Origin of the sequence: Devosia sp. 1566, assembly GCF_004005995.1 — a bacterium.
Taxonomy (GTDB): Bacteria; Pseudomonadota; Alphaproteobacteria; order Rhizobiales; family Devosiaceae; genus Devosia.
In genome coordinates, this window is sequence record NZ_CP034767.1 from 1282389 (window position 1) to 1298352 (window position 15964).

19 protein-coding genes and 1 pseudogene are annotated in these 15964 nt (G+C 62.5%); 9 read left to right on the forward strand and 11 right to left on the reverse strand.

Annotation, left to right across the window (positions count from 1 at the left end; translation table 11 throughout):
* Positions 1 to 14: 14 nt before the first annotated feature.
* From ELX51_RS06180 to ELX51_RS06205, 8 genes and pseudogenes are all read right to left on the reverse strand, one after another.
* Positions 15 to 275: a hypothetical protein gene (locus ELX51_RS06180; RefSeq protein WP_127752703.1), complete on the reverse strand. Its 261-nt coding sequence runs from the start codon at positions 273 to 275 to the stop codon at positions 15 to 17.
* Entirely contained in the window at positions 259 to 429 is a 171-nt protein-coding gene (locus ELX51_RS19995) for a hypothetical protein (RefSeq protein WP_164854779.1), read from the reverse strand. Before ELX51_RS19995 ends, ELX51_RS06180 begins: the two co-directional genes overlap by 17 nt.
* Positions 420 to 860 carry a thermonuclease family protein gene (locus ELX51_RS06185; RefSeq protein ID WP_248305261.1) on the reverse strand — a complete coding sequence of 147 codons (441 nt, stop codon included), beginning with the start codon at positions 858 to 860 and terminating at the stop codon, positions 420 to 422. Before ELX51_RS06185 ends, ELX51_RS19995 begins: the two co-directional genes overlap by 10 nt.
* Entirely contained in the window at positions 860 to 1105 is a 246-nt protein-coding gene (locus ELX51_RS06190) for a hypothetical protein (RefSeq protein ID WP_127752704.1), read from the reverse strand. Before ELX51_RS06190 ends, ELX51_RS06185 begins: the two co-directional genes overlap by 1 nt.
* A gap of 146 nt (positions 1106 to 1251) precedes the next feature.
* Positions 1252 to 2172, reverse strand: a complete 921-nt coding sequence (locus ELX51_RS06195; protein ID WP_127755189.1) for an acetamidase/formamidase family protein — start codon at positions 2170 to 2172, stop codon at positions 1252 to 1254.
* A 246-nt stretch (positions 2173 to 2418) separates the two neighbouring features.
* A pseudogene (locus ELX51_RS20270) lies at positions 2419 to 2847 on the reverse strand (YdcF family protein); the annotation flags it as partial.
* Positions 2848 to 2912: 65 nt separating this feature from the next.
* Positions 2913 to 3098, reverse strand: coding sequence for a hypothetical protein (locus tag ELX51_RS20275; protein ID WP_248305262.1), 186 nt, complete (start codon positions 3096 to 3098; stop codon positions 2913 to 2915).
* Between the two features lie 73 nt (positions 3099 to 3171).
* Positions 3172 to 4038 (reverse strand): alpha/beta hydrolase, encoded by an 867-nt coding sequence (locus tag ELX51_RS06205; protein ID WP_248305263.1) that lies wholly within the window; start codon positions 4036 to 4038, stop codon positions 3172 to 3174.
* Positions 4039 to 4206: 168 nt separating this feature from the next.
* Here ELX51_RS06205 and ELX51_RS06210 point away from each other — a divergent pair, with 168 nt between their 5' ends.
* From ELX51_RS06210 to ELX51_RS06230, 5 genes are read left to right on the forward strand one after another with little or no spacing between them, the layout of a single operon-like run.
* A complete protein-coding gene (locus ELX51_RS06210; protein WP_127752705.1) occupies positions 4207 to 4884 on the forward strand; it encodes a GntR family transcriptional regulator in 678 nt (225 codons plus the stop codon).
* A gap of 56 nt (positions 4885 to 4940) precedes the next feature.
* Positions 4941 to 6452 (forward strand): sugar ABC transporter ATP-binding protein, encoded by a 1512-nt coding sequence (locus ELX51_RS06215; protein WP_248305323.1) that lies wholly within the window; start codon positions 4941 to 4943, stop codon positions 6450 to 6452.
* Positions 6445 to 7443 carry an ABC transporter permease gene (locus tag ELX51_RS06220; RefSeq protein WP_127752707.1) on the forward strand — a complete coding sequence of 333 codons (999 nt, stop codon included), beginning with the start codon at positions 6445 to 6447 and terminating at the stop codon, positions 7441 to 7443. The genes ELX51_RS06215 and ELX51_RS06220 overlap by 8 nt, the downstream gene beginning before the upstream one ends.
* Before the next feature lie 46 nt (positions 7444 to 7489).
* Positions 7490 to 8440, forward strand: coding sequence for a substrate-binding domain-containing protein (locus tag ELX51_RS06225; protein WP_127752708.1), 951 nt, complete (start codon positions 7490 to 7492; stop codon positions 8438 to 8440).
* 56 nt (positions 8441 to 8496) lie between these two features.
* Complete coding sequence (locus ELX51_RS06230; protein ID WP_127752709.1) at positions 8497 to 9108, forward strand: DJ-1/PfpI family protein; 612 nt, start codon at positions 8497 to 8499, stop codon at positions 9106 to 9108.
* 45 nt (positions 9109 to 9153) lie between these two features.
* Here ELX51_RS06230 and ELX51_RS06235 read toward each other — a convergent pair whose 3' ends face one another.
* The 3 genes from ELX51_RS06235 to ELX51_RS06245 all read right to left on the reverse strand — a co-directional run bounded on the left by ELX51_RS06235 (position 9154) and on the right by ELX51_RS06245 (position 11283).
* Complete coding sequence (locus tag ELX51_RS06235) at positions 9154 to 10197, reverse strand: Ldh family oxidoreductase (RefSeq protein ID WP_127752710.1); 1044 nt, start codon at positions 10195 to 10197, stop codon at positions 9154 to 9156.
* Positions 10198 to 10311: 114 nt separating this feature from the next.
* On the reverse strand, positions 10312 to 10521 hold the full coding sequence (locus tag ELX51_RS06240; RefSeq protein ID WP_127752711.1) for a 4-oxalocrotonate tautomerase family protein: 210 nt from the start codon (positions 10519 to 10521) through the stop codon (positions 10312 to 10314).
* Between the two features lie 9 nt (positions 10522 to 10530).
* On the reverse strand, positions 10531 to 11283 hold the full coding sequence (locus ELX51_RS06245; RefSeq protein WP_127752712.1) for a GntR family transcriptional regulator: 753 nt from the start codon (positions 11281 to 11283) through the stop codon (positions 10531 to 10533).
* 223 nt (positions 11284 to 11506) lie between these two features.
* Between ELX51_RS06245 and ELX51_RS06250 the strand changes: the two genes are divergently transcribed.
* From ELX51_RS06250 to ELX51_RS06265, 4 genes are read left to right on the forward strand one after another with little or no spacing between them, the layout of a single operon-like run.
* Positions 11507 to 12520: an ABC transporter substrate-binding protein gene (locus tag ELX51_RS06250; protein WP_127752713.1), complete on the forward strand. Its 1014-nt coding sequence runs from the start codon at positions 11507 to 11509 to the stop codon at positions 12518 to 12520.
* A gap of 19 nt (positions 12521 to 12539) precedes the next feature.
* Positions 12540 to 14009 (forward strand): sugar ABC transporter ATP-binding protein, encoded by a 1470-nt coding sequence (locus ELX51_RS06255; protein WP_127752714.1) that lies wholly within the window; start codon positions 12540 to 12542, stop codon positions 14007 to 14009.
* Positions 14006 to 15001: an ABC transporter permease gene (locus tag ELX51_RS06260; RefSeq protein WP_127752715.1), complete on the forward strand. Its 996-nt coding sequence runs from the start codon at positions 14006 to 14008 to the stop codon at positions 14999 to 15001. Before ELX51_RS06255 ends, ELX51_RS06260 begins: the two co-directional genes overlap by 4 nt.
* Positions 14998 to 15963, forward strand: coding sequence for an ABC transporter permease (locus tag ELX51_RS06265; RefSeq protein WP_127752716.1), 966 nt, complete (start codon positions 14998 to 15000; stop codon positions 15961 to 15963). The genes ELX51_RS06260 and ELX51_RS06265 overlap by 4 nt, the downstream gene beginning before the upstream one ends.
* The last annotated feature ends 1 nt before the right edge of the window (position 15964 follow it).

The window sequence follows — 15964 nt, forward strand, 5'->3', positions numbered from 1 at the left end:
TGATCACCACCCGCTCAAATGCCCACAGGGCGCAGAGGAACTCGGCGCGCCAACGCATCAGGAACGGAGTAGGGACCTTCCATGGTGGAGAGCACCTTATCGCCGCCGGTGATCCAGTCCGGCCAGTAGATCGAGGCGACAGTCTCGGGGACGATCAGCCCAAGCTTTTCCAGCACTGCCGTATCGCCTCCAACGCCAACAGTGATTGCGTCGAGCGCCACCTCATCGTCGTCATCGGTCCATTGGTAGGGGTCGGCATCACTTCCGCTTGGCAAACTCGTCGGCCTTCCGGTCTAGATCATTGAGGAAATGGCGCGACCTGGTCTGGTCTGCGACCTCCGCCTCGACGGCTGGCCCGACGAGCTTCCCCACCTCATCCAGCAGATCCGGCTTTCGCCTCGGCACCACCGGCAGGCGCATCAGTTGCACCACCACTCTTCGCCATCCGGCCAAGCAACAGCAAGCCGCTCCTCAATCAGGATGTCACCCACGTCTCGACCGCCAATCCGTATGGTCGCCAAGCGGCGCTTTTCTTCCGTTGCATCAAGGCCTCCGCGCTCGATGGTCCACTCGTTGCTGTTCAGCAGCTCAAGCATGCGGGCACTCGCCTGCCGCGCTAGCGCCTTCTCGCGATCTCCGCCGCAGATATGAGTCTGTGGCTCTGGGGTGTCAAAGCCCTCCAGTCGGATCTTCTCACCAGAGAGCCACAGGGTGTCCCCGTCCACCAAGCACGTTTTGGTCGGCGTGTTTCGTTGGTTGCCGCACATCTCGAGGCGCAAGCGAGGATGGGGTTGAGCTGCCGCGGGGAGGGCAGTTTGCAGCATCAAGACCGCGGCAATTAGCAGTGTGGCGTGCTTCATCAATCCACCGGGTCATCGTCATTAGCGATCGGGATTTCTTGGTCCACCTCTGTGGCTGCCATGAACTCGGCCAGGGCGGTGATCAGCGTTGCCGCTGCGCTCGGGTTGACCGAGATCGGGAGAAAACCCTGGTCAGTGTCCAGTTCCAGAATGCCGAGGTGGTGCTCCCCGACGGAGATAACACGCACCTGGCAGTCCAGCAGCCGATTCGGTTCGTTTAAGTCGATGGTGATGTTGAGGGTCATCAGTTCACGGTATCTCGCTAAAAGTGTCAGGTGGCAAGGTGGTGCTGCATGGCGCGTGCGCCACTGGAGAATGTTGGATGCCAGTTCCTTTCGCTCCGCCAGTGCCGCTCTTCTGCAGCGGCCCTGGCTACCTTTATCCGGAACCGTCAGACGCCATGTCGCCTCGGCAGGAACCGCTTGGGCAGGCGGCAGGCAACGGTGTAGGCCGGATCGAACACATTGGCGACGTCGTATCGAACGACTTGACCCATCAAATGGCTCGACGCCACGAGATCGAGACCAAAATCCTGACCGAGCCACTGCGCCATTTCGGTGGTGGCGTGCTGAAGGGCTTGATCGAGCGGGCGCGCATTGCCGATGGTAATGATATCCTCGGCCGTTTCCGCCCTTGGCCAGACCTGCGGCCGCCGCTTTTCCACACTTAGGGTAATGGTGACCTCAAAGCTGGTCTCCACCCCCGTGCCGACGATCTCGCCATCCCCCTGAATGGCGTGACCGTCGCCGAGAAAGAACAGCGCGCCCGGCGCGGCTACGGGAAACCACACCGTGGTGCCCGGGCCAAAGCGCCGGTAATCCATATTGCCGCCGTGCTCGGCGCTGGTTGCGGTGGAAATTGCCTGCCCAAGTGTGGGGGCGACGCCAAAGCACCCGATCATCGGCGCAAGCGGCAGCACCAGGTGCTCAAGACCGGGCACCGGGTCTTGCAACTGCACGGTCCCTTGTGCGCGATCGATGCGCCATTCCGTTCGGTTGCGGGGGGGTAGGACGCGAACAAATTCGGGGTCAACCACATTGGCGGCCAGCACTTGCCGGGTCCAGCCCGTGTCACGCGTGGGCTCCATCGCCATGATCTGCACCCGCAACGCGTCGCCGGGCTCGGCGCCTTCCACAAATATCGGCCCATTCATGGGATTGGGTCCACCCGAGCGGTTGACACCGTGCTCGTCATCGCCGGCCGCGTCCAGCGTTCGGGTTATCACCGTGTCCCCATTGGCAATGCGCAGAGCCGGCGGAAAAGTGCCGATAACATTGTAATAAGTGGTCGGCGTGAAGCGATGGATGGCCAAGCTGTTGTTCCTTCGAGGGGTTGAACTGGCGACACACGGCGCCGGGCTGATGCACTCCCTGGCCAGCCTAACCCCAAGCTGCCCCCAGCATCCAGCCACCAGTGCTGTTGAGCAAGCCAAGCCGTTCTGAACATAGGGCGCGGGAAACCAGTCGCCAATGCGGCCGGTCAGTTTGTAGGCGATCAAGCCAATCCATTCGCGGATCGCCAGTGTGGTGGTGTTCAGGTTCAGGATTGGGTTGGCCAGATCAAAGCCCATGCCCTCGGTCCCTGAGCTGCGATAGTCGACCGGCCGCGGCAGCACCTCAAGGCCAGCGCTGCGGAACAAGCCCACAGATCTGGGCATGTGAAACGCCGACGTGACCAGCACGATGGTCCTGGCTTCCGCCCCAAGCAGGGCGGCGCTGTTGGCCGCATTCTCGTCGGTGTTGCGCGACTCTCCTTCAAGCACCAGCCGCTCGGGAGCGATGCCCTGGGCGCTAAAGAACCGCCGGGCCGTTTCTGCTTCTGGTTCGCCATCAGCGATCAGCAGACCGACACCTCCGCTCAGCAGAATCTTGGCCTGGGGATACTGCTTGGCCAGCTGCAGGGTTTCGGTGAGCCTATCCCCTGCCTCGTTGAGTTCGGCAATGCGCCGCGCCGTGCTGACCCGGCCGGCCGTGGCGCCGCCCAGCATTATGATGGTTTGCACATCCGAGGGGAGGGGCTCTCCGCGCGGAAAGCACTCTTCCGGCGGTGCAATCAGGTTGTGAAGCCAAGCGTGGTAAAGGCGCTTAGCCCAAAGATCATCAGCCCCAAGCCAACGAATACCAGCCCCGCTAGTCGACGGCGCAACAGGCTCAACATCCATCCCGCCAAAAACAGCACGAAGGTAAGGCTGACGGGCTGCACGAACAGCCAGAAGATCTTGGACAGGATGAAAAACATGCGGGGCTAGATGCCCCGGAGCGGCAACGGAGTAAAGCGCTTCCCGCGCCACGTTGAATAAGTGGGGAGAAGTCTAGCCTCCGGTGCTCTTGATGGCGGCGGTCAGGAGTTGGCCCACTGCGGTTGAGCCGGCCCCGAGGTCGAGAGCTATGCTCATATGGTTGCTGTCCGGGATATCGATCCTTCTGGTTGGCACCTGCTGGGCAGCAAGCCGCGATCGCATCGCGTCTGCCTGGGAATGGAACGGCAGGGTTTCTTGCTCTCCCACCAGCAGCAGCACATCGCCGCCTGCACGATAGTTTCTCGAGAGAGGCGAGAATTTAGTGACCTCGTCCTCCGTCAGGCCGATCATTGGCTGCAGAAAGGACGACCGCAGCGGCTTTAGGTCATAGATACCGGCGAGAAGGAGCGCGCGCTTGGGCGCTACTGGGATATCTGCTTGCAGCAGCGTGCAGCACAGATGGGCGCCGGCGGAGTGGCCCGATACGCTCAGTTGGTTCGGGTCGCCGCCAAAGCGAGGTATATTTGCTACAAGCCAATCGGCAGCGCGGCGGACCTGCGCTACAATCGTCTCCATGCGAACCGCTGGCATCAGGGAATAGTCCATAACAGCGGCGATGGCGCCGGCAGCGACCACCGTATCGGCAATAAAGGAGAAGTCGTCCTTGCTGAACATCCGCCAATAGCCGCCATGAATAAAGAGATGCACCGGCACCCGGGCGGCCGCGGGCGGTGGCAAAAACAGGTCGAGCTTTTCGTCTGGCTCGGGCCCGTACTCAAGGTCCAGTACAGCCCGGTGATTATGCCGCGCTAGGGCGCTGCGGCCGGCATATTCTTTCAGGTAGCCCTCAAAGTCCGGCACGTGATCGCGTGTCCGAAACAGGTCCTTGGCATCTTCCACGATCATTTCCCCAGCTTGCACGTCATCCGTTTTTCGCACTGGCCACTTCCCGGGCTGAGCCTCTTGTGCGCCCCGAGGCAACTCGGAGCAACCGCGCGTCTGTAATCCAATATCATATACGATTGCATGTCGAGGTATGTCGTGCTAGCTGTTTGTCATTGCGAGGGGGAAGCAATGGCTCGGCACGTGCTCACGAGAGATGCGAAAATGGAGGCGGACAAAAGCGCCGCGCCAATCCCGCGCCCGATCAGTCTCGCCAACGAAGTCTATGAGGCAATCTTTTCCCAGTTGATGGCGCTAAAGATCGCGCCTGGTGCCCGCATAACCGTCGACAATCTTTCCCGCGAGCTTGGCGTTTCGCAGACTCCCATCCGTGAGGCCTTGGGGCGCCTCGAGGGTGAGGGGCTGGTCAACAAGACTCATCTCATCGGCTTTAGCGCCGCCCCACAGATCTCGGTTCGACAATTCGCGAACCTTTATGAACTTCGCCTTCTGCTCGAGCCTCATGCTGCTCGGGAGGCCGTTGCGCGCCTCACCGACAAGAACCTTGCTGCACTAACCGAAGCTGCGGGGGTTATGGGGCGGCGCGCCAAATCAGGCGATGAACGCGCGCGCTATTCGCAATTTGCCCGGCAGGACGCGGTGTTCCACGACATGATCGTGCAGACCGCTGGCAACGATCTGATCCGGGATACGCTGGCACACCAGCATGTCCACTTCCACATCTTTCGCTTGATGTTCCACTCGCGCGTCACCGCGGAAGCGCTGGAGGAGCACGAGGCGATTATTGCTTCGTTTGAAGCGCGTGACGGGCAGGCCGCAGAGCAGGCGATGCGGGCCCACATCGAGCGCTCGCGCGACCGCTTGCTGCCGGTTTTCGAATGACCGGGGTCGCGCACGCTGTGCTCCAGGATCGGGCGCAAACCACAGCGCAGCCGCTGATGCAATTGCAGGATCTGGGCAAAGCCTATGGCCCGATCACGGTGCTGAGCGGCGTTGACCTGGATATACGCGCCGGGGAAATCCACGCCATTATCGGCGAGAACGGCGCTGGCAAGTCTACGCTGATGCGCCTGGTTTCCGGGCATGTCGAACCCACCACCGGTACCATCACCTATCGCGGTCAGCCCGCACACTTCAGCAAGCCGGTGCAGGCCGAGAATGCCGGCATTGTATTGGTGCATCAGGAGATCCTGCTCGCCGACGGTCTCACCGTGGTGGAAAACCTCTTTCTAGGCCGCGAACTCGGTCGCAACGGGCTCGTCGATGACGCGACCATGGAGCGCATCGCCGCCGAGCGGCTCGCGGCGATCGGCTGCACCGCTTCCCCCCGGGACTTGGTTCGCAATCTTCCCATCGCCCAGCGCCAACTGGTGCAAATCGCCCGTGCCCTGCTCGAAGAGCACACCATGGTGATCTTCGATGAACCCACCGCGGTGCTCGCCGCCACCGAAGTCGAAACTCTGCTGGCGATCGTGCGTGGCCTACGGGACCAGGGCGCAGCCGTGCTCTACATCTCCCACCGCCTGGATGAGGTCGAAGCTCTCGCCGATCGCATCACAGTGCTCCGCGATGGCAAGAAGATCGGCACCTATCCCGCCACTGATTTAACCCAGCAGGACATGGCCAACCTCATGGTCGGACGCGACCTGGCTATGCTCTACCCACACAAGCGCGGCCTCTCCACCGCAGCGCCGCTGCTCGAAGTCGAGCATGCCGATGTGCCAGGTTTCGCGCACGACATTTCCTTCGTCGCCCGCCCGGGCGAAGTGCTCGGCTTTGGCGGCATGATCGGGGCTGGGCGAACCGAGCTCTTTGAGGGCCTGCTGGGACTGCGGCCCGCCAAGACCGGTGCCGTGCGCGTCGGCGGCAAGAAGACCCATATCCGTTCGGTTGCCGATGGCATCGAGGCCGGGATCGGCTATCTGACAGAAGATCGCAAGGGCAAGGGTCTGCTGCTGCGGGAGCGACTGGCACCCAACCTGGTGCTGACGGCTCTGTCCTGGATATATCGCAAACCATATCTCGAGCAAAAGCTCGAAGATCAGCAGCTCGATCGCGCGGTGCAGGAATATGATATCCGCGTGCGCAGCCGCCAATTGCAGGCCGGTCAGCTCTCGGGCGGAAACCAGCAAAAGCTGCTGCTCGCCAAGATCATGCTGCTCAACCCTTCGGTCGTCATCATCGATGAGCCGACGCGCGGCATTGATATCGGCAACAAGAGCCAGATCTACACTTTCATCGACAAGCTGGTGCGTGAGGGCAAGTCCTGCATCGTCATCTCCTCGGAACTGCAGGAGCTGGTGGGCCTGTGTGACCGCATTCTCGTGATGCGGTCGGGCCGGCTCGTGGCCGAACTGGAGGGCGACGCCATCACCGAACATGCGGTGGTGCTTGCCGCAACAAGTGGCGGGGCAACCGCCAGTTCAACTGGAGGAATTGCCCGTGGCTGAGATCAGTGCCGCATCACCGCGCGAAACCCTGCTCGGGCGCATCAACTGGGTGGATCTGGGCCCCTTCATCGCCCTGGCCGTCCTCGTGATCGTCGGTTTCCTCGTCAACCCCGATTTCCTCTCGCCCACCAACCTCACCAATGTCATCACGCGTTCGTCCTTCATCGCCATCATCGCGGTGGGCGCCACCTTCGTCATCTCCTCGGGCGGGCTCGACTTGTCTGTGGGCTCCATGGCGGCATTCGTGACCGGCGTCATGATCATGTTCATGAACGCGCTGGTCCCCAGCCTCGGGGCCAATGCCATCATCGCCGGTATGGCGCTGGTGCTCTGCGTCGGTGCGCTGTGCGGGCTGTTCAACGGTCTCATTGTCACCATCGGCAAGATCGAGCCCTTCATCGTCACCTTGGGCACGATGGGCATCTTCCGCGCCCTCATCACCTTCATGTCCAATGGCGGCACGATCCCGATCGACCGCAGCCTGCGCGAGCCCTTCCGCCCCATCTATTTCGGCACCCTGGCTGGTATCCCGATCCCCATAATCGTTTCGATCGTCGTGGCCCTGATCGGCGCCTTCCTGCTCTACAAGACCAAGTTCGGCCGCCGCTGCGCCGCCGTGGGTGCCAATGAGGAAGTGGCGCGATTTTCCGGTATCTCCATCCCCAAGATCCGCACCACCGCCTTCGTCATCCAGGGCGTATGCGTTGCAATCGCCGCGATCTGTTACGTCCCGCGGCTGGGCGCAGCCACCCCCACTACGGGCCTGCTCTGGGAGTTGCAGGTGATTACCGCCGTGGTGATCGGCGGCACCGCCCTGCGCGGCGGGAAGGGGCGCATCTGGGGCACCATCGCGGGCGCGGTGATCCTTGAAATGATCGCCAACCTGATGGTGCTGTCCGACTTCATCTCCGAATACCTCGTCGCCGCGGTGCAAGGCGTCATCATCATCATTGCGATGCTCGTACAGAGGTTCTCGAAAGCGCAGCCGTAAAGCGACCGAACGGCTTGCACCTGCGAAAGGTCCAAGGGAGGAAACTATGTCTCGATTGAATATGCTTGCCGCGATCAGTGTCGCCGCCGCGCTCGTGGCCGTGCCTGCTCTCGCCCAGGAAAAAAAGCTGATCGCCGTCTCGATCCCGGCCGCCGACCATGGCTGGACCGCCGGTGTCGTCTACCACGCCCAGGCTGCCGCCGAAGAAATCCAGGCCGCATTCCCCAATATCGAAGTTGTCGTCAAAACTTCTCCATCCGCTTCCGCACAGGTCAGCGCGCTCGAGGATCTGACCGCGACCCGCCAGCCGGATGCCCTCGTGATCCTGCCCCATTCCTCCGAGGAACTGACAGGGCCGGTCCAGAGCATCAAGGATGCCGGCACCTTCATCACCGTGGTTGATCGTGGTCTGACTGATCCCGAAATCCAGGACCTTTACGTGGCCGGCGACAACATCGCCGTTGGCTCCACTACGGCCCAGTTCCTGATCGACAATCTCGGTGGCAAGGGCGATGTGGTGGTGCTGCGCGGCATTCCCACCGTGATCGATGACGAGCGTATCCAGGGCTTCCAGGACACGATCGAAGGCACTGACATCAATGTGCTCGACATCCAGTATGCCAACTGGAACAGCGACGAAGCCTTCAGCCTGATGCAGGACTATCTCGCCAAGTACCCCCATATCGACGCCGTGTGGGCCAATGACGACGATATGCTGCTCGGCGTACTCGAAGCCATCCAGCAGTCTGGCCGCACCGAAATCAAATATGCGCTCGGCGGCAATGGCATGAAGGAAATCATCGAAAAGGTGATGGCGGGTGACCCCATGACCCCGATCGAGACGCCTTATCCGCCGTCCATGATCAAGACCGCGATCTACATGACCGCTGCCCAGTTCCACGGGCAGGCTCCGGTGCGCGGTTCTGTAAAGCTCGACGCGCCCTTGATCACCAAGGACAATGCGGCTGAATATTACTTCCCTGACTCCCCGTTCTGATAGCTGCAGGGCCAGCCCAGTGCTGGCCCCGCCCATACAACCACTGGAGACGCAAAATGCCAGGCAAGAAAATCCTGATGCTGGTCGGTGAATTCACCGAGGAATACGAGATCTTTGTTTATCAGCAGGCCATGGAAGCTGTTGGCCACACGGTCCACGTCGTCTGCCCCGACAAGAAGGCCGGCGATATCATCGCCACGTCCCTGCACGATTTTGAAGGTCACCAGACCTATACAGAAAAGATGGGCCACTATTTCCAGCTCAACAAAAGCTTCGATGAGGTCAAGCTGGACCAATACGACGCCGTCTATGCCGCGGGCGGCCGTGGTCCCGAATATATCCGCACCGACAAGCGCGTGCAGGCCATGGTCCGGCACTTCCACGAAACCAACAAGCCCATCTTCACCATATGCCACGGCGTGCAGATTCTGGTGGCGGTGGACGGCGTCGTGCGCGGCAAGAAGGTCGCGGCCCTAGGCGCCTGCGAGCCCGAAGTGATCCTGGCCGGCGGCACCTATATCGATCTGTCGCCCACCGAAGCCTATGTGGATGGCACCATGGTTTCAGCCAAGGGTTGGACAGCTCTTGCCGCCTTTATCCGCGAATGCCTCAAAGTCCTCGGTACCGAAATCCGCCACAGCGGCGACGTCACCGAGAAAGCCGCCTAACCACCATTGAGCCGGCCGCGCCACGTGGCCGGCTCAATCTTTGCATCAGACGAGGTCGAGGAACCGACCCGTATCGAGATCGATCGGCACCCCATGTTGGCGTCGATGTTCGGCTCGCTTCCATTCCCGGTCGCCGGGTGCCATGACCTCGTGTCCCTCCCGCGTGGGCGCTTCGCGCAAGGAGGCGATATAGCGCGACATGCCCATCTCGAAGATGGCCCGACCGGCGAAATGGTCAGGATCGATCGCCAGCACGAAGTGGCCCATATTGCGGGGCGTGCTGATATCGTCCGCCCCGACCATCGGGATGAAATCGGCATCGAGGGTTGTGCCGGTGAGCACGGCCGAAAGCAGCGTGGCGAGGCCCGCTAGCCCCGCGCCCTTGTAGCCATACTCGTCCCCGCCCAATGGCAGAACCATCTCGGCGCTATGCGGGTCGGTCACGGTGCCGCCGCTCTCATCGGCCGCAACACCGGGCGGCAGTTCCTTGTCCAGCGATCGATGCAGCAGCACGCGGTTCATCGGGATCGAGGAAGTCGCCATGTCCAGCAGCCAGGGCTTGTGGCCGGGCAGGGGTGCCGCAAAGGCCAGCGGATTGGTGCCGTGAAAGCGCTTGGCGCCACCAAACAGCGGCACCATGGAATCGGTGTTGGTGGTGGCAAAGCCGATCATGCCCGCATAAGCGGCCTCCAGGGCATAGGCACCCGCGGCGCCGAAATGAGACGAGCGGCGGACCCCCACCGCGGCAATGCCGCTTTCCTTGGCCCGCTCGCAGGCAATATCCATCGCCCGGTAAGAGGCGTAATGACCCAGCCCGTCATCCCCATCCAGCATGGTGCTGCCGGATCCCTTGTGCTCGACGCGCAGTTCCGGGTTCTTGTTGATCCGGCCGCCACCCAGCATCTGGCAATAATGCCGTACGAGGCGCACGCCATGGCTGTCTACCCCAAGCATCGAAGCATGCATCATCGCCTTGGTCGCAGCCAGCAACGACGCTTCGCTCGCGCCCGCTGCCCGCAGCGCCCCCTGGACTCGTCCCTCCAGCTCCTCGGGGGCAATGGTAATGGTGCCGGCAGAAACATCCGTCATATCAGCGCTTTCAGTTCTTGTTGGGTGAGGGGTCGCCAGGCAATCGCGGTCGCCCGCGCGAGAGCGCGGTGGCTGCAGCCGCTGCCATTCCGTGGCGTAATCGATCCGGCGGGCCTAGCCGAGATTTCGCCGGGTATGGACATTGGTGGGGCCGACATACCAGTCGCGCGCCGCAACCTCTTCGAACACCACCCAGACATCTTCGGGCGCCAGCCCCGTCGCCTCGGTTACCGCATCGCTCACCTTGCGCGCGATCTGGGCCTTCTTGCCTTCGGGGTCATCGGCGATGACTTCCCGGACCAGTCGGATGTTGATGAACGGCATGGGAATCTCCTACCCTTTTTTGGTGCTATCCTGCGTGGCCGGGGCATCCTCCACCCAGGCCAGGATGACGTCGCGTGCCCGCTCTATGTGATGCCGCATGGCGTCTTCGGCGCCCTTGGCATCGCCAGCACGAATAGCGGCACAGATCTTTGTATGTTCGGCAATCACCGCATCGGCATCGACCACGCCACGATTGCGATAAAGCGGGCCAATACGATGATTGGCTTGCAACTGGGCCAGGGCCCCTGTGATGAACATATTGCCGCAATCGGCGGCAATGGTTTGGTGGAACAGGGCATCTGCGTCCACGAAGTTCACGAACAGCTGGCTGCGTGGGCCCCGTCCGGCCGAGTTGATTCCCTTGATCGACTGCTCGAGCGTCGCAATGGTCTGCTCGGTACGATGCTGCGCCGCGAGAGCCGCGGCCGCAGGCTCCAGCAGCAAGCGCGTTTGAAACAGATGCGCGTAGTCGAGCAGGGACATGGCGGGCGCCGCCTTGTAGCGCCCATTGCGCAGCCGTACGACGAGCCGGTCCCCTTCGAGGCGCGCCAGGGCTTCGCGGATTGGGGTCTGGGACACGCCCAGCTTGCTCGCGATCACATCGATGCCGATCACCTCACCGGGCTCGACGGCTTGGTCGAGCACCAGGTTGCGAATGTGATTATAGGCCTGCTCGGCCAGGCTGGTCTTGTCGAGGGTCTTGTCCGCCGCCGGCATAATCGTCCTTTCCGATGGCGCGTCCTGCAGCACGACGCCAGGCACGCCACGTCTTCACGGCTCCCCATCAGCAACCTGCTCTGCAAACCACCACAAGCCAGCTTGCTAATCAATATCCTATATACTACGAAATCGGACAGAACAGAGCCAGCTCGCATCCGACAACCTGGTGCGAAGCGACCCGTCCAAAGAAGCAGGTAAGCTGCTCAGGTGTTGCGCGAGCTGACGAGGGGTTCAAAGGGCCGCCTGGCGGCGAGGAGGAATATCAATGAAGCGTTCACTGATTCTGCTGACTGCAGTTCTGGCATCGACCAGCCTGACCGGCATCGCGCATGCCGAAACATCGGGCAAGCGCATTGCCCTGTCCAACAACTATGCCGGTAATTCCTGGCGTCAGGCCATGCTCGAAAGCTGGGAGAAGGTGACGAGCCAGGCGGTTGCCGACGGGATCGTCGCGGCCGTCGACACCTTCACCACCGCCGATCAGGAAGTGCCCACCCAGGCCGCCCAGGTCCAAAACCTGATCCTGCAGGGCTACGACGCCATCGTCATCAATGCCGCCTCCCCCGACGCCCTGAACGGCGCCGTCAAGGCCGCCTGCGACGCCGGTATCGTTGTTGTCTCGTTTGATGGCACTGTGTCCGAGCCTTGCGCGTGGCGCGTGGCGGTCGACTACAAGCAGCTCGGCCAGCAGCAGCTCGACTATCTCGCCGGCCGTCTTCCCGAAGGCGGTAATCTCCTGGAAATCCGTGGTCTTGCCGGCACTTCCATTGATAACCTCATTCATGAAGGTATCGCCGACGGCGTCAAGGCTCATCCAAACTTCACCATTGTGGGTGAAGCTACCGGCAACTGGGATCAGGCCACGGCCCAGCGCGCTGTGTCGACCGTGCTGCCCTCGCTGCCCGAGATCGATGCCATCGTCACCCAGGGCGGCGACGGCTATGGCGCGGCTCAGGCCTTCCGTGCTGCCGGCCGTGATGTGCCGATCATCATCATGGGCAACCGTCAGGACGAGCTGGCCTGGTGGCAGGAGCAGCGCGATGCCAATGGTTACGAGACCTGGTCCGGCACCATCGCGCCCGGCATCTCGACGCTCGCCTTCTGGGTTGCCCAGCAGATCCTTGACGGCAAGGAAATCCCCAAGGACGTGACCGTTCCCTACCTGACCGTCACCCAGGAAACGCTGGATGAAGCTGTTGCCAACACGCCGGTCGGCGGCGTTGCCAACAAGGAATACTCGCAAGAGGAAGCCATCCAGGCCATCGCAGACAACCTCTAGGCGAGAGCAGAAGTAAGCCATGACCGCGCCAAACGGATCGGCAATTGAGCTGGCGGGTGTTTCCCGCTCCTTTGGCGCGGTGCGCGCCCTGTCCGACGTCAACTTGTTGATTGCCGGGGGCCAGTGCCTCGGACTTGTCGGCCATAACGGCGCCGGCAAGTCGACCTTGATGCATGTCCTTGCCGGCACGCTGCGACCCGATCAGGGCCGCATCCAGGTCGGCGGGCAGCAATACGACCAGATTTCGGTGCACCTGGCGCAAACCCTCGGGCTGCGCTGCGTGTTTCAGGAACTGTCCTTGTGCCCCAACCTCACAGTGGCGGAGAACACCCGCATCCTCCATCCTTCCATCAAGGGCTGGGGCTGGCGCAAAAAGGCCGGTGCGCTGATCAGCGCCATGCTGGAGCGCATTTTTCCCGGCCACGACATTTCGCCCGACACCGTAGTCTCCGACCTATCCATCGGCCGCCGCCAGATGGTCGAGATCGCTCGAGCCTTCACCGTCAGCGAAGGCGTGCTGCGCCTCGTGATCCTCGATGAACCGACATCCTCGCTTGATGCGACCACGTCGCGCCAGTTACTGGAGTTCGTGCGCAAGGAGGTCCAGAGCGGGGTCTCGTGCATCCTCATCTCGCATATGCTGGGCGAAATCCTCGACTACTCCGACCAGATCGCGGTGATGAAGAATGGCCAGCTCGTAGCTTCCGGCCCGGTCGCCAACTTCTCGCGCGACAGCCTCGTCGATCTGATGAGCGGCGGCGAGCATCCTGACCGCGCCGCGCGCGAGCGCTCGATCCGCTCCCTCGCCGACGCTCCCATTGCCGTCAAGGCTGAACGGGCGGGCAGGGGGCTACCCTTCGTTGCCCGGCGCGGCGAGGTCATCGGCCTTGCTGGCTTGTCCGGGCATGGTCAGACCGAATTCCTGGTGCAGGTCTTTGAAGCGGCCCGCGCCCGCAAGCCCGAAATCACCGTCACGGGCGCGGTGTCCTTCGTCGCCGGCGACCGGCAAGCCGATGGCATCTTCCCGCTCTGGTCCATCGCCGACAACATCGCGGTCGGCTCGCTGCCGGTGCTCCGCAACGGCCTGCTTCTGTCAGGCGCCAAGGAGCGGGAGCTTTCGAGCCGCTGGGGCCGAACCATGGCGATCAAGGCACCCTCGCTTGACGACGAAATTCTCTCCCTATCCGGCGGCAACCAGCAAAAAGCGCTCTTTGCCCGGGCGCTCTCGACCACATCCGCCGTGGTGCTGATGGACGATCCCATGCGCGGCGTCGATATCGGCACCAAGCTCGAGGTCTATGACATCATTGCCGAGCAGGCAGCGGGCGGCCGAACCTTCCTTTGGTACACCACCGAGTTCGAAGAGCTCGAATATTGCGACCGCGTCTACGTGTTCCAGAACGGGCGCATCGTGGGCGAACTGCAGGGCGCTGACATTACCGAGGCCAGCGTGATTGGCTCCTCGTTCAAGGACAAGGACGCGGCATGACCACCGATATCTCGACCACGGCACGCGGCCAGAACCTGGCTGCGTCCTCCCGTCAGCGCCTGCTGCGCGGCGCCCTGCCGGCGGTCTCGCTCGTCATCGTGCTTGCCGCGATCTGGTACTTCAATCCCCGGGCGATCAGCTACTTCGGCCTCAACCTGATGCTGAACCTGGCCATTCCCGTCGCTCTGGCCACCATCGCCCAGATGTGCGTCATGGCCACCAACGAGCTCGATCTGTCGATCGGTGCCTTTGTCGGCTTCGTCGCCTGCGTCACCGCCACCTATATGCCCGAAGCGCCGCTGCTTGCCGCGCTGATGCTGGCCGGCGGCGTGCTGGTTTACATGCTGGCGGCCATCATCATCCACTTGCGCAACGTCCCCTCCATCGTCGTGACCCTGGGCCTGAGCTTTTTCTGGGCGGGCCTCGCCCTCTTGATCCGCCCGACACCCGGCGGCTCCGCCCCCGGCTTTCTGCGCGACTTCATGGCCCTCCAGCCCCCGTTCATCCCAATGCCAGTCCTGCTGGCGATCGTGATTGGGGTGGTCGTACACCTCATCCTGATGCGCTCCTCCTATGGCGCGGTGCTGCGCGGCGTTGGCGGCAATGCCCGCGCGGTCCATCGTGCCGGCTGGTCCATCCTCAAGGCCAAGGTCGCCATGTTTGCCCTGGCCGGTGTCTTCGGCATTCTGGCCGGCATGACGCTCGTCGGCGTGTCCTCCAGCGCCGACGCCAATATGGCCACCGGCTACACCTTGCTCTCCATCGCCGGAGCGGTGATCGGCGGCGCCGAGTTCGTTGGCGGTCGCATCTCGCCCATCGGCGCGGTAATCGGAGCCCTGGTGCTGCAACTGGCCTCCTCGGCGCTGAACTTCTTCCAGGTGCCGTTCCTGCCCGGCGGCCGCATTCCGCAGGAATGGCAGGTCGGCGCCCAAGGCATGTTCCTGATCATCATCCTCGCCGCTCGCGTGCTCATCAGCAAAGCTGAAAAATGACCGATCAGACCCTTTCCCTTTCGCGGTTCACCCTAAGCAGTCTGCCGGTCTGGCTCTGGTCATTCCTCGGCGCCTTTCTGGTCTGGGTGCTGTCCTTTTCCATTGCGGGGCAGGGCGCCCAGGGCATGCTCGTCGCCGCCCTGTCCTTCTCGGTGTTCACCGTCATGGTGGGCTTGGGCCAGATGTTCGTCATCACCCTCGGGCCCGGCAATGTCGACCTGTCGATCCCGGCCACCATCGGCCTGGCCAGCGCCGTCGCCATGAAGGTCATGGATGGACAGAACAGCCTTATCCTCTGGGGTCTCCTTGCCGCGCTCGCCTGCGGCATCCTGATCGGTGGCTTCAATTATCTCCTGATCAGGCTCCTCCGTATCCCGCCCATCGTGGCGACCCTGTCCTCGAGCTTCATTATCCAGTCCGTCGGCATCAGCTATGGCCGCGGTCTGCAGATCAAGCCGCCCGCGGCGCTCTCCGATTTTACCTTCTCGCGCTTTCTAGGTGTTCCCGTACTCGCCATCGTCGCCATCGCCCTGTCGGTCGTGGCAGGGATCGTGCTGCACCGCACCATCTATGGCCGCACCGTGCTCGCCACTGGCCAGAACATGCGCGCCGCCCGCTTCGCCGGCCTGTCGGTCGAGCGCACCCGGCTGTTGACCTATGTGCTTTCCGGCGCTCTTGCCGCGCTGTGCGGCGCGCTGTTGGCCGGATTTTCGGGAGGTTCCTCGCTGTCGATGGGCCGCGAATACCTGCTGACCTCAATCGCCGTGGTCGTGCTCGGCGGCACCTCGGTCGCGGGCGGGCGGGCCAATGTCCCTGGGCTCTGGGGCGGTGCCTTGTTCCTGTTCATGGTGTCCACTCTGCTCAACACCGCAGGCTTCGGCTCGGGCTTGCGGGACGTCTTTACCGGTCTGATCATCGTTGCCGCGATCGCCATCACTGGCACGCGTCAGGCGCTCAGGTAAG

Excerpts from the sequence above, each read along its gene's own strand:
- ELX51_RS06185 (WP_248305261.1), bottom strand. The coding sequence starts at position 860 with ATGAAGCACGCCACACTGCTAATTGCCGCGGTCTTGATGCTGCAAACT.
- ELX51_RS06190 (WP_127752704.1), bottom strand. The coding sequence starts at position 1,105 with ATGACCCTCAACATCACCATCGACTTAAACGAACCGAATCGGCTGCTG.
- ELX51_RS20275 (WP_248305262.1), bottom strand. The coding sequence starts at position 3,098 with ATGTTTTTCATCCTGTCCAAGATCTTCTGGCTGTTCGTGCAGCCCGTC.
- ELX51_RS06210 (WP_127752705.1), top strand. The coding sequence starts at position 4,207 with ATGGAGGCGGACAAAAGCGCCGCGCCAATCCCGCGCCCGATCAGTCTC.
- ELX51_RS06215 (WP_248305323.1), top strand. The coding sequence starts at position 4,941 with ATGCAATTGCAGGATCTGGGCAAAGCCTATGGCCCGATCACGGTGCTG.
- ELX51_RS06225 (WP_127752708.1), top strand. The coding sequence starts at position 7,490 with ATGTCTCGATTGAATATGCTTGCCGCGATCAGTGTCGCCGCCGCGCTC.
- ELX51_RS06230 (WP_127752709.1), top strand. The coding sequence starts at position 8,497 with ATGCCAGGCAAGAAAATCCTGATGCTGGTCGGTGAATTCACCGAGGAA.
- ELX51_RS06235 (WP_127752710.1), bottom strand. The coding sequence starts at position 10,197 with ATGACGGATGTTTCTGCCGGCACCATTACCATTGCCCCCGAGGAGCTG.
- ELX51_RS06240 (WP_127752711.1), bottom strand. The coding sequence starts at position 10,521 with ATGCCGTTCATCAACATCCGACTGGTCCGGGAAGTCATCGCCGATGAC.
- ELX51_RS06250 (WP_127752713.1), top strand. The coding sequence starts at position 11,507 with ATGAAGCGTTCACTGATTCTGCTGACTGCAGTTCTGGCATCGACCAGC.
- ELX51_RS06255 (WP_127752714.1), top strand. The coding sequence starts at position 12,540 with ATGACCGCGCCAAACGGATCGGCAATTGAGCTGGCGGGTGTTTCCCGC.
- ELX51_RS06260 (WP_127752715.1), top strand. The coding sequence starts at position 14,006 with ATGACCACCGATATCTCGACCACGGCACGCGGCCAGAACCTGGCTGCG.
- ELX51_RS06265 (WP_127752716.1), top strand. The coding sequence starts at position 14,998 with ATGACCGATCAGACCCTTTCCCTTTCGCGGTTCACCCTAAGCAGTCTG.